This is a genomic window from Nesterenkonia sp. AY15, assembly GCF_022565855.1.
GTDB lineage: Bacteria > Actinomycetota > Actinomycetes > Actinomycetales > Micrococcaceae > Nesterenkonia.
The window spans coordinates 631,651-643,994 of the sequence record NZ_JAJOYV010000001.1 but is presented as its reverse complement, the minus strand read 5'-3'; the positions used below and the strand labels follow the sequence as shown (position 1 = coordinate 643,994).

Sequence of the window (12,344 nt, the reverse complement as noted above, 5' to 3'; positions counted from 1 at the left end):
GTCTACGCGGTGGTGCTGGTGATGAATCGCTGCAGCGAGGCCAGGAAGTCGCCGGTCTCCTCCTCAGTGCCGGCGGTCACGCGCAGATGCCCGGGGATGCCGACGTCTCGGATCAGGATCCCGTCCTCGAGCAGGTGCTGCCAGGCGGCCTTCTCGTCCGTGAGGCCGCCGAAGAAGACGAAGTTGGCGTCCGACGGCGCCGGGTGCAGACCCATCTGCCCCAGCGCGGTGACGATCCTGTCGCGCTGTTCCTTGATCCGTTCCACATTGGCCATCAGGGTTCTCGAGTGGTCCAGGGCGGCGACGGCGGTCGCCTGCGTCACCGCGGAGAGGTGGTACGGCAGCCGCACCAGTCGCATGGCGTCGGTGACCTCGGGGGCCGCGGCCAGGTAGCCCAGTCGGCCACCCGCCAGCGCGAAGGCCTTGCTCATGGTGCGCGAGACGATCAGCCGTTCCCGCCCGGGCAGCAGCGCCAGCGCCGAGCCGGTTCCGGACTGGCGGAACTCGCCGTAGGCCTCGTCCACCACGACCATGGTCTGAGATTCCTCGGCGGCGGCATAGGCGGCCTCCACGGTCTCCAGCGAGAGTGCGGTGCCGGTGGGGTTGTTCGGCGAACACAGGATCACCACGTGGGGACGGTGCTCACGGATCTGCGCGGCGACGTCGTCAGGGGTCTGGGTGAAGTCAGCCGCGCGGGTCCCGGCGATGTACTCGCTGTAGGTGCCGCGGGCGTAGAGCGGGTACATCGAGTAGGTCGGCGGGAAGGAGAGCACCGAGCGGCCCGGGCCGGCGAAGGCCTGCAGGATGTGCTGCATGATCTCGTTGGAGCCGTTGGCGGCCCAGATGTGCTCGGCCGTCAGCTCGGCCGGCTCTCCCTCGGAGGCGAGGTCTCGGTTCAGGTATTCGGCGAGCTTCTGTCGCAGGACCGAGAACTCGCGGTCCGGGTAGCGATTGAGCTGGGCGGCCGCGGCGCGGACCTCTTTGCCGATGGCATCGACCACATCGGCCGGAACGTCATAGGTGGTCTCGTTGACATTGAGCATCGCCTTCACGCTCAGCTGCGGGGCTCCGTAGGGTTCTTGACCCTGGAGCTCCTCGCGCAGCGGCAGTCGGGACAGGTTCCTGGCACGGGATGAAGTCACCGGGACATTCTAACCGGGTGATGCGCACCGACTTCAGCTTCCCGCGGTCTGCTCAGTCTCTTGGGACGAACAGTTCCTGGCCCGGGGTGAGCTCGGAGCCGTTGAGACCGTTGAGCTCAGCGATCTGCCCGATGAGGACCTGGGCGTGCTCCTCGGAGTCCACGGAGGCCGCGACGCTCCACAGCGTGTCCCCCGCGCCGACCGTGACCACCTGTGCGTCCACGCCTGGGACGTCGCCCGAGGAGGCCTGCGCCTGGTTCAGCAGCGAGGTGGCCAGCATGAGCGCACCCAACAGTGCGACCGCCAGGACTGCCAACGCGGGCAGGCCCAACAGGAGGAAGCGACCGCGGCGAGTGAGGTGCACTGCCGGAGCCGGTGCGGAGTCAACAGGTGCAAGTGCAAGCGGTGCTGTACTCATGGGGAAGAACCTCTCATTCGAACGTGTGTACTATTTCTAGCACATAGTTTCGAATCTCGACCAGACTCGCCGCAGAATCAATGGAATCCCTCTACGATTTCGAGTAACCTGAGCGCCAAGTTCGAAGTGATCTTCGAAGCGAATCTCACGGTGAACAGTCCACCAGCAGGGTCTGACATGGATGCTGACACGGGTCCCGGCGGGGTCAGCCCCGCTTCGGTACAGGGTCGAATCTCGGTCCGCTCGGAGCTCGGTCCGCTCGGGTCCGGCACTGCTTCATCGGGACGCAGAACGCTCAGCACAACTACGGAGGCAGCAATGGCGCGGAACACCAGGGACTCATCGGCAGCGCCGCGACTGACGGATCGGCAGCGGCAGATCGTCGATGTCATCCAGGAGTCGCTGGCCGAGCGCAGCTACCCTCCCTCCATGCGTGAGATCGGCGACGCCTGCGGGCTGGCCTCACTCTCCTCGGTGACTCACCAGCTGGCGCGGCTCCAGGAGCTGGGCTACCTCAGACGGGTGCCCGGGCGACCGCGCGCCATGGAGGTGCTGCGTGACTCTGCCGGCGCCCCCGTGCTCAGCGAACAGGCCCAGGAGGCCGAATCTGCGGCACGTGACGCAGTGGTGGAGCTGCAGGGCTACCGCACCCAGTCCGACAGCCGGATCTCTGAGATTCCCATGGTGGGTCAGATCGCGGCCGGTGGACCGATCCTGGCCGATCAGCAGGTCGAAGACATCATGCCGCTGCCGCGGCAGCTCACCGGCGAGGGCGAGCTGTTCATGCTTCAGGTCCGCGGTGACTCCATGATCGAGGCCGGCATCTTCGAAGGCGACTGGGTCGTGGTGCGTCGGCAGAACACCGCAGAGAACGGCGACATCGTCGCCGCCCTGCTCGACGACGAGGCGACCGTGAAGACGCTCAAGCGCCGCGACGGCCACGTCTGGCTGCTCCCGCAGAACCGGCAGTATGAGCCGATCCTCGGCGACGAGTCCACCATCATGGGCAAGGTCGTCACGGTGCTGCGCAGCCTCTGAGGCAGCTGCAGGTCCCCCACACACGCCGCGGTGCCCCCAGCTCTTCCCGGCCCTCCGAGACCCGGCGTCCTAGTCCCGGCGCGGCACCACCGTGGGTTCCTCCCCCGTGGGTGACGGTGGATCCTCGCGGAGCTCCTGCTCCGTCATGACGTCGAGGACCCGCGACCACCGGTCTTCAACGGTTTCCGCGCTGAGTTCGACCCCAGGCGGAATGTTTTCCTCGGCGAGGTCGCGCAGCGGCCAGATCCCTCGGTGAGGCTCATCATCGGTCGGGCCGCGATCCACGGTGACGGGCAGCCAGTCCATGGAGATGACCTCGGCGTCCTCGTCGCTGACCTCGACCGTTGCGTAGACCACTGTTCCGCTGGCAGTTTCTGGGATGCAACAGGCCTCGTCCTGGTTGGAGAGGAAATTGCCCATGGACCACACCACCCACATGCCCTCACCTGACGGGCCGCCCTCGAGGTGTTCCAGCGGCTGGGGCGTGTGCGAATGGCTGCCGAACACCACGTCGATCTCACCACCGGCTGCCAGCTGCTCGCCATAGTCCCGCTGCTCTTCAGCGGGCTGGTGGACATACTCCTCACCCCAGTGCACAGAGGCGACGACGACGTCGGCGCCGTCCTCGCGCGCCTGGGCCGCCTGGTCTGTGAGCTCCTCGGGAGTGACATCGGCGACGCGCCACAGTTCATCCTCCGGCGGTGGATATGCCTGGTTGTGGAGCATGGTGGTGGCCACATGCGCCACCGTCACCTCTTGTCCGCCGCGTTCCAGCGTGTAGAGCTGGGGCTGGGCGGCTTCGGCTTCAGTTCGCGCGGTTCCGGCATGTCCCAGGCCAGCGTCGTCGAAGACGTCGAGCGTGCGCTCCTGCCCGGCCGTTCCCTGGTCGAAGGAATGGTTGTTTGCTGTGGAGCAGCCGTGGAAACCCACCGAGGCGAGATCCCCGGCGAGTTCCGGCGGGGCCGCGAACACCGGATAACCGGCCGGCTCCACACCCTCTGGGGCGATCGGCACCTCCAGCCCGCACAGGGCAAGATCAGCACCACTGATGAGATCTTCAACCCCGCCCATCAGCGGCGCAAACGAGTAGTCTGCGCCGTCGGCGAGCGCAGCTGCCTCGTCAATGATGGGGCCATGGAGAAGCATGTCCCCCGTGCCGGCGATGGTGAACTGCTCCGGCTGAGGTTCGTCAGTCTCCGCCTGGTCGGCTTCATCGTCGTCGATGTCGGGCCGCGCGGTGTCAGTATCGCTGTGCGCATCGGTCGGCACAGCGGGCGCGGCGTCGTCATCCCCAACGCCTTCGGCGCAGCCGGCCAGGGTGAGCGCTGCCGCCAGCACCCAGAAGCAGGTCATGGGGCCTGAGCCTGTGGTGCGTCTTGGATCCGACATCGTCTGTGAGCCTCCCGTGGTCACCCATCATGTGGGATTGATTCTCTTCTGCAGCCTCACCCGGGAAGCGCACTGAGCCCAGCTCCCAGCACCCGACTCACCTCACAGGTCGAGCTAGCCGTCTGACTCGGCCAGCCGGGCCAGCGCCCCGCGGGCCAGATCCCCGTTGACGGTGGGCCAGAAATCTGGCATCGATTGCTTCAGGAAGCCGCCGTAACGCGCATTGGCCAGGCGTGAGTCCAATATGGCCAGCACCCCCTTGTCCTCCGAGGTGCGGATCAGCCGTCCAGCACCCTGGGCCAGCCGGGTGGCGGCGTGGGTGGCAGCGACCTGCATGAACCCGTTGCCGCCATGCTTGGTGACCTCCTGGCTGCGCGCACTGACCAGTGGATCATCCGGTCGTGGGAACGGGATCCGGTCGATGGCCACCAGCCGGCAGGACCGGCCGGGCACATCCACGCCCTGCCAGAGGCTCATGGTGCCGAACAGGCAGGTCTCCTCATCCTCAGCGAAGGCGCGCACCAGCGCGGACATCGTCGAGTCGCCCTGGCAGAGGATAGGGATATCAAGGCGCTGCCGCAGATCCTCGGCCGCCTCCTCGGCGGCGCGGCGAGAGGAGAACAGCGCGAGGGTCGCACCCTTGGAGGCCTCGATGAGACCGGCCAGCTCATCACGCTGGGCCTGGGCGGTCTTCATCGACGGCGGCGGCAGGTGCTTGGCCACATAGAGCACCCCCTGTTTGGGGTAGTCGAAGGGGCTACCCACATCCACGGCGTCCCAGGCCGGGGCCTTCTCCCCCGCCAGGCCCAGTGACCCGGCCACGGGGTCGAAGCTGTCGCCGATGGTCAGCGTCGCGGAGGTCAGCACCACGGTGCGATCACCGAAGAGGCCTTCACGCAGCCGCCCGGCCACCGAGGTGGGTGCGACGTAGATGAGTGGGGACTCATCCAGATCTGCCTCCTGGTAGCCCCGACCCGGCACGAACGCTCCGGGCCTGTTGAGCCAGACCACGTCGGGGGTGTCCGGGGAGTCCAGGATCCGGTTGGCGGTGTCGAGCACGGCCTGCATCCGGGACCTGGCGGTGCTGCGCCCGGGATCGGCCTCGGCGTCACCGGTCGGCTTCGAGTCCGAAAGTGCGGTCCGTGCGGCGTTGCGGGCCAGCTCGACCGCCTCGCGCTGCTGCGGGTTCAGGCCGCGCGCTAGCAGGCCTGAGTCGATCCGGTGGAAGGCCGCCTCCACGGCGACCGCGGAGCTCTGCAGCGCTTCGACGTTGATGGCGGTGTGCCGCCGAGCGGAGGAGGCCGCGGCCTTGATCATCTGTGCGGAGAGCTGCGCGGTCACCGCGGAGGTCACCCGGTCGGCCAGTTCATGGGCCTCATCGACGATGACGGCGTCATGGTCCGGCAGCACGTCGAGCCCCTCGAAGGCATCGATGGCCAGCATGGCGTGATTCGTGATCACCAGGTCGGCGTCCTTGGCCTTCTCCCGGGCTCGCTCGGAGAAGCACTCTGCCGCCATCGGGCATTTGCGCGGGCCGATGCAGTCCACGGCGTTCACCGAGATCTGCCGCCAGGCCCGGTCGGTCACCCCGTTGGGCAGGTCATCCCGGTCCCCGGTCTCGGTGACCTCGGCCCACTCGCGCAGCGCCACGATCTCCTTGCCCAGCTGAGAGCCGGGTTCGAAGGCGGTGACCCCGCCGGTGGGTTCGTCGGCGAAGGCGAAGAGGGCCTGTTCGTCGTCGTCCTCGGGGAAGCCGCCGTCCATCTTGTGCTTGCAGGCGTAGTTCGCCCGGCCTTTGACCAGGGCCACGTCGACCGGTCGGTCCACGTGCTCGGCGATGTTCTCCAGCAGGCGCGGAAGATCACGGCCCATGATCTGGGCCTGAAGCGCCAGCGTGGCGGTGGAGATCAGCACCGGCTTCTCCGCGTCCAGTGCGTGGACCACCGCCGGCACCAGATAGGCCAGTGACTTGCCCGTGCCGGTCCCGGCCTGGACCAGGAGGTGACGGCGCTTGCGCAGCGCCATGGCCACATGTTCGGCCATGGTCACCTGCCCCTCGCGCTTGACTCCGCCCATGGCGGTGACGGCGCGCTCGAGCAGGTCCGTGGTCTCCTGGTATCCCGTGGACCGGCTGGTGCTCACGCTCAAGGCGTCGGCTCTGCCTGGACCTGGAACTCGGCGAGGTCCCCGACGAGTTCCCGGCGGACCAGCACCTTCAGCAGCGTGCCCTCCTCCAGGTACTCGGTGGAGAGGATCTCGGCGTCCTCCGCGTGGAGCCTGGAGACGATGTCTCCCTGGTCATAGGGCACCATGAGCTGCAGCGGGACGCTGGGACGCGGGATGGAGCGGCTGATCAGTTCGCGCAGCTCCTCGATCCCCTCCCCGGTGTGCGCCGAGACCACGATGGTGTGCGGCTCACGACGGCGGATCCGTTCCACCACGTCCCAGTCTGCGACGTCGGCCTTGTTCAGCACGATGACCTCGTCCACCTCGTCGGCGTCGACCTCGGCCAGCACCGTGCGGACCGCGCTGATCTGGCCCTCGGGCTCGGGATGGGAGGCGTCGACAACGTGCAGGATGAGGTCGGCGTCGGCCACCTCCTCCAGCGTGGAGCGGAACGCCTCGATCAGCTGGGTGGGCAGCTGTCGGACGAAGCCGACCGTGTCCGAGAGCGTGTAGCCGATCCCGTCCGGGGTGACCGCCTTGCGGGTGGTGGGGTCCAGGGTGGCGAACAGGGCGTTCTCCACCAGGACCCCGGCGTCGGTGAGCCGGTTCAGCAACGAGGACTTGCCCGCGTTGGTGTATCCGGCGATCGCGACGGAGGGCACGGCGTTGCGTTTGCGGTTGGCCCGCTTCGCGTCTCGAGCCGGTTTCATCGCGGCGATGTCCTTGCGGAGCTTGGCCATGCGCGCGTTGATCCGCCGACGGTCCAGCTCGATCTTGGTCTCACCTGGACCGCGTGACCCGATGCCGGCACTCGCACCACCGACCTGGCCGCCGGCCTGGCGGGACAGCGACTCGCCCCAGCCGCGCAGGCGCGGGAGCATGTATTCCATCTGGGCCAGCTCCACCTGGGCCTTGCCCTCCCGGGACTTCGCGTGCTGCGCGAAGATGTCGAGGATCAGGCCGGTCCGGTCGATGACCTTGACCTTCACGATGTCCTCCAGGCCGCGGCGCTGGGAGGGTGCGAGCTCGGAGTCGACCACGACGGTGTCGGCGCCGAGCTCGGCCACTGCGACGCGGATCTCTTCGGCCTTGCCGGAGCCGAAGAAGGTGCCGGGGTCCGGCTTGGCCCGGCGCTGCAGGAAGCCGTCGAGCACGGTGGAGCCTGCGGTCTCGGCGAGCGCGGAGAGCTCACGCAGCGAGTATTCCGCCTCTGCGACGGTGCCCTCGCCCCAGAGCCCGGCGAGGACCACGCGCTCCAGGCGCAGCTGGCGGTACTCCACCTCGGAGACGTCTTCCAGCTCGGTGGAGAGCCCGTCGACCCGGCGCAGGGAGCGGCGTTCCATGAGTTCGAACTGTTCGCCGTCGGACTCGGAGTGTGAGGTATCACCGGCGAGCTCACGTGCTTGTTCACCGAGGATGCCGCGGCGTTTGAAGCTCGAATCCGCCTCAAACCGGGTGGTCCGCTTCGGTGCGTCTTCGCGGGCTCGATCAGCGGCCAGGATCCGCTCGATGGTCGCATCGACGGAGGACTGCTCTGCGGCTGGCGCCGTGGAGTCCTCGGGGGTCTCGCCTGAAGGTTCGGGCGTGTGATTCTGCTTGGTCATGATCTCCTTAGGACCAGTTTTCGGCCTGGCCCTGCCCGCCGTGGATCTCCATCCTACGTTCGACCCTGGACATGGTTAAGTGCGCGGGTCCGCTGTGGAGATCGAGCGGGGCTTGTTCGGGGGTGTGGATACTTTGGTTCGGCCAGCTTCCGGATCCGCATCGGGAACCGAGGTGGCGCAGTCCGCGAGGACCGCGCTGGTGCCGGGCGAACGACACTGCCGGCTCAGCGGGCCGGCCAGGTGGTGAAGGGGTGACTCAACCGCGCGGGCGGGAGTACGTCAGGTGAATCCACATAGGGAGGAGTCTACTACGATTCACCGTGTGAACTCCCAGCATTATTTCTCCGCGTCCCCCGAGGGGCCCTTCACCCGCCGAACCGTCAGCGTCACCCTGGACCGCAGAGAGGTCTCGGTCTCCACCGCCGGGGGCATCTTCTCCCCCGACGGAGTGGACAAGGGCACTGCGGTGCTGCTCAAGCACGCGCCCGATCCGGCGAGCCAGGGCCACCTGCTCGACATCGGCTGCGGCTGGGGCCCGTTGGCGCTCACCATGGCGATGCGCTCACCGGCGGCCACGGTCTGGGCGGTGGATGTCAACGAACGCTCCCGCATCCTGTGTGCGGAGAACGCGGCTGCACTGGGACTGACCAATGTGCGGGTCGTGGCACCTGAAGAGGTGCCGGCTGAGATTGAATTCGACACGATCTGGTCCAATCCCCCGATCCGTGTGGGCAAAGAGGTGCTGCACGGACTGCTTGAGCATTGGCTGCCGCGGCTGGGCCCCGGCGGCGAGGCCTGGCTGGTGGTGCAGAAGAACCTCGGCGCGGACTCGCTGCTCGCCTGGATCACCACGATGCTCTCCGGCTCAGCAAGCGAGTTCCACAGCGGGCGCGCGGAGACCGCGAAGGGCTTCCGACTGCTTCGGATCAGCCGCGGCTGAGCAGGCGGCGTCGACGGCTCAGCGGCTCAGCGGCTCAGCGGCTCAGGCGAGTGTCCCGGTGAGCACCAGCTCCGCGGGTCCCGCCAGCTCCACGTCCTCGGCCCCGTCGGCGCGGGCGGTGAACCGTACAGTGACCTGTCCGCCGGGGACGTCGACCTTCCAGAGGTTCACGCTGTCATCTGCGGCCCAGACCCGGACCGCGGCTGCGGCGGCGCAGGCGCCGGTCCCGCAGGACATGGTCTCGCCGACCCCGCGTTCATGCACGCGCATCCGTACCCGACCCACCGGCTGGCCGTCTTCGCCCTGAGTCACCAGCGGCTCGGCCGGGACCACGAACTCCACGTTGGTCCCTGCGGGCGGGACCGGGTCCACCTTGGGTGCCTCGTGAAGGTTCAGGTCCTGCAGCGTGGTCTCGTCAGAGAGAGCGACGACGGTATGCGGATTGCCCATCGAGATGCTCAGGGCTGGGCGGGGCTCATCGAGTCCGGCGGCGATCACCAGCGCGTCCGAGGCGTTGGACGCGGCCTGCTCGGGGTCCAGGAAGGACCATACGCCCATGCCGATGGCGTAGCCCTCGGGGACCTTGCGCACGGTGCGCAGCCCGGCCCGGGTCAGGACGGGAAGCTCCTGGCCCTCGGCCAGCTGCACCAGGTCTTCGGCGATCAGGAAGTGGGCGAAGGCGCGCACGCCGTTGCCGCACATCTCGGACACCGAACCGTCGGAGTTCCGGTAGTCCATGAACCACAGGGGCGCTTCGTCGGTGCTGCTGAGCTCAGGCGTCTCGGCCAGCACCCGTGACACCATGGCGTCGCCGATGACCAGGTGTGCGGGGACTGCACGAATGACCCCGTCGCCGCCGATGCCCAGGTGACGGTCGCAGAGCGCTGCCACCTGGTGCGCTTCCAGAGCCTGCTCCCCGGTGGGGTCGGCGATCATGACGAAGTCATTGCCGGTGGCGTGGGCCTTGGTGATCGAGGTGCCGGTGAGGGCGTCCAGGCCGGTGAGGTGGTGAGCCACGCGGTTCTCCTTCATTGATGCTTCGGGTCCTGATCTTCTGAGCTGCTGCTTGGGGGCGCGCCGCTGTCGAGATGTTCAACGCAGCGCGCGGTGGATCGCTTCCTGGGCCTGCTCGGTGAGGTCTTGGGACGGCGCCGGGAGCCAGGTCACGCGGGGATCAGCGCGGAACCAGGTCTCCTGTCTCCGGGCGAACCTGCGCGTGGCCACCGTGGTGGACTCGATCGCCTCCCCCGGGGTCAGTTCGCCATCGAGGACTTCGAGGAACTGCTGGTAGCCGATGGCCCGGGAGGCGGTGCGTCCTCGACGCAGTCCGGCGTCGTCGAGCTGGCGCACCTCCTCGAGCAGGTCTTGGTCGGCCATGCGCTGGACGCGGCGTGCGATGCGTTCGTGGAGCAGGGGCCGGTCCACGTCGAGTCCGATCTGCACCACCGGTTCCAGGCCTGGTTCATGGCGCCGCTGCGGCATGTAGGAGGAGAAGGTCCGGCCGGTGAGCAGCACGACCTCCAGGGCACGGATCAGGCGTCGGTCGTCTTTGATGACGGCGGCAGACTCGGGGTCCAGCTCGCGCAGCTCCTGGCGCAGCGGGGCTGCACCCTCGTCGTCGAGTCGCAGGGTCAGGCGGCTGCGCAGCTCTGCGTCGGTGGGTGGGAATTCGATCACGTCGATGACGGCGCGCACGTAGAGCCCTGAGCCGCCGACCATGATGGGGGTCTTGCCGCGGGCTCTGATCTCCCCGATGATCCGGCGTGCCTGGTCCTGGAAGTCCGCGACCGAGGCCTCCTCGGTCACGTCGAGGACGTCGAGGAGGTGGTGCGGCACGGCGCCGGCCTCGTCCTGGGTGACCTTGGCGGTGCCGATGTCCATGCCTCGGTAGAGCTGCATCGAGTCGGCGTTGATGATCTCCCCGTCGAGGCGCTCGGCGAGGTCGATGCCCAGCGCTGACTTGCCGGAGGCCGTGGGGCCGACCAGCACGATCAGCGGAGCCGTCTGCCGGGCAGCATCCGATCTTGCGGAGGACACCTGCTGTGTCAGATGATCAGCGGTCATCAGGAGACGGGGCGCAGAGTCGGCATGCCGAGGGAGACGGCCGCAGGAGTGGATCCGGTCACCTGAGTGGTGCCCACGCCGCAGGAGTCAGCCTGCCAGCGGTCCCAGGCTTCGCCGGCGGAGGACCGACGAAGCTCGTAGTCCGCGGGGCCCGTCGGATCGGCCAGCAGGTGGAATCCGGCGGCCTCGGTGATGGTCACGGTCACGAAGTCACCGGGACGCGGCGCGGAGGCTCCGGCCGGCACGGCGAAGTGCACGAGCCGGTTGTCCCGCGCGCGCCCGCTGAGCCGTCCGGTCTCGGTGGCTTTCGCACCGGAGTCGGCGGTGACGAGAAGCTCCTGGGAGGTGCCCACAAGTTTCGCGTTCTCTTCGGCGCCGATGCGGTCCTGCAGGGCGCACAGGCGTTCGAACCGCTCCTGCACGATCGCCTTGGGGATCTGATCCTCCATGGTGGCGGCGGGGGTGCCTGGACGTGGTGAGTATTGGAAGGTGTAGGCCGAGGCGAAGCGTGAGGCCTCGACCACCCGCATGGTGTCCTCGAAGTCCGCCTCGGTCTCCCCGGGGAAGCCCACGATGATGTCGGTGGTGACCGCCGCACGCGGCATGGCTTCACGCACCTTCTCCAGGATCCCGAGGAACTTCTTGGAACGGTAGGAGCGTCGCATGTCTTTGAGCACCTTGTCGGACCCGGACTGCAGCGGCATGTGCAGCTGGGGCATGACATTGGGAGTTTCGGCCATGGCATGGATGACGTCGTCGGTGAAGGAGGCCGGGTGGGGGCTGGTGAACCGGACACGCTCGAGCCCTTCGATCTCTCCGCAGGCGCGCAGCAGTTTGGCGAAGGCGCCGCGGTCGCCGAACTCGACTCCGTAGGTGTTCACGTTCTGGCCCAGCAGGGTGACTTCCACTGCGCCGTCGGCGACGAGCGCGCGGACCTCGGCGAGGATCTCGCCCGGACGCCGGTCGCGCTCTTTGCCGCGCAGCGAGGGCACGATGCAGAAGGTGCAGGTGTTGTTGCAGCCCACCGAGATGGACACCCACCCGGAATGCACGGACTCGCGTTTGGTCGGCAGCGTCGACGGGAAGGTCTCGAGAGCCTCGAGGATCTCGATCTCGGCCTCGGCGTTGTGGCGGGAGCGCTCCAGCAGTGCCGGCAGCGACCCGATGTTGTGGGTCCCGAAGACCACGTCCACCCAGGGTGCCTTCTTCTGGACGGTCTCCTGATCCTTCTGCGCCAGGCAGCCGCCGACGGCGATCTGCATGCCGTCATGCGCGGCCTTGGTCTGGCGGAGCATCCCCAGATGTCCGTAGAGCTTGTTGTCGGCGTTCTCACGCACCGCGCAGGTGTTGAAGACGACGAGGTCCGGGGTGGCGCCCGCTGCGACGGGCCCGTAGCCGGCGTCCTCCAGGAGTCCTGACATCCGCTCGGAGTCGTGGACGTTCATCTGACAGCCGAAGGTGCGCACCTCGTAGGTGCGCGGACCCGCCGCTGCCGGGTGCGCATCGACGGCAGAACCCTCCGCCAGGGCGGGGTCCGGTGCGGTGGTCTCGGCGCGGTCCATCAGTGCATCACTCATTGCAGG

The 12,344-nt window shown here is 68.0% G+C and carries 10 protein-coding genes; 2 read left to right on the top strand and 8 right to left on the bottom strand.

Annotated features, from left to right (window positions below; translation table 11 throughout):
- Positions 1–2: 2 nt before the first annotated feature.
- Entirely contained in the window at positions 3–1,142 is a 1,140-nt protein-coding gene (locus tag LSI54_RS02900) for a histidinol-phosphate transaminase (protein WP_241470000.1), read from the bottom strand.
- A 52-nt stretch (positions 1,143–1,194) separates the two neighbouring features.
- On the bottom strand, positions 1,195–1,560 hold the full coding sequence (locus LSI54_RS02895) for a LysM peptidoglycan-binding domain-containing protein (RefSeq protein ID WP_241464247.1): 366 nt from the start codon (positions 1,558–1,560) through the stop codon (positions 1,195–1,197).
- Between the two features lie 318 nt (positions 1,561–1,878).
- Between LSI54_RS02895 and lexA the strand changes: the two genes are divergently transcribed.
- The gene (gene lexA, locus LSI54_RS02890; RefSeq protein WP_241464246.1) at positions 1,879–2,598 is read left to right on the top strand and encodes a transcriptional repressor LexA; all 720 of its coding nucleotides are present in this window, start codon (positions 1,879–1,881) and stop codon (positions 2,596–2,598) included.
- 69 nt (positions 2,599–2,667) lie between these two features.
- On the opposite strand, the gene LSI54_RS02885 is transcribed toward lexA, so the two are convergent.
- From LSI54_RS02885 to hflX, 3 genes are all read right to left on the bottom strand, one after another.
- Entirely contained in the window at positions 2,668–3,951 is a 1,284-nt protein-coding gene (locus LSI54_RS02885) for a CapA family protein (RefSeq protein WP_241477716.1), read from the bottom strand.
- A 150-nt stretch (positions 3,952–4,101) separates the two neighbouring features.
- On the bottom strand, positions 4,102–6,129 hold the full coding sequence (locus LSI54_RS02880) for an ATP-dependent DNA helicase (RefSeq protein WP_342357705.1): 2,028 nt from the start codon (positions 6,127–6,129) through the stop codon (positions 4,102–4,104).
- Positions 6,130–6,131: 2 nt separating this feature from the next.
- Positions 6,132–7,757 carry a GTPase HflX gene (hflX, locus tag LSI54_RS02875; protein WP_241464244.1) on the bottom strand — a complete coding sequence of 542 codons (1,626 nt, stop codon included), beginning with the start codon at positions 7,755–7,757 and terminating at the stop codon, positions 6,132–6,134.
- 322 nt (positions 7,758–8,079) lie between these two features.
- Between hflX and LSI54_RS02870 the strand changes: the two genes are divergently transcribed.
- Positions 8,080–8,697 carry a class I SAM-dependent methyltransferase gene (locus LSI54_RS02870; RefSeq protein ID WP_241477715.1) on the top strand — a complete coding sequence of 206 codons (618 nt, stop codon included), beginning with the start codon at positions 8,080–8,082 and terminating at the stop codon, positions 8,695–8,697.
- Positions 8,698–8,739: 42 nt separating this feature from the next.
- Here LSI54_RS02870 and dapF read toward each other — a convergent pair whose 3' ends face one another.
- The 3 genes from dapF to miaB are packed head-to-tail and all read right to left on the bottom strand — an operon-like array spanning position 8,740 to position 12,338.
- Positions 8,740–9,729: a diaminopimelate epimerase gene (gene dapF, locus LSI54_RS02865; protein WP_274617473.1), complete on the bottom strand. Its 990-nt coding sequence runs from the start codon at positions 9,727–9,729 to the stop codon at positions 8,740–8,742.
- Between the two features lie 60 nt (positions 9,730–9,789).
- Positions 9,790–10,761, bottom strand: coding sequence for a tRNA (adenosine(37)-N6)-dimethylallyltransferase MiaA (gene miaA / locus LSI54_RS02860; RefSeq protein ID WP_241477714.1), 972 nt, complete (start codon positions 10,759–10,761; stop codon positions 9,790–9,792).
- Positions 10,761–12,338 (bottom strand): tRNA (N6-isopentenyl adenosine(37)-C2)-methylthiotransferase MiaB, encoded by a 1,578-nt coding sequence (miaB, locus tag LSI54_RS02855; RefSeq protein ID WP_255727123.1) that lies wholly within the window; start codon positions 12,336–12,338, stop codon positions 10,761–10,763. Before miaB ends, miaA begins: the two co-directional genes overlap by 1 nt.
- Positions 12,339–12,344 lie beyond the last annotated feature (6 nt).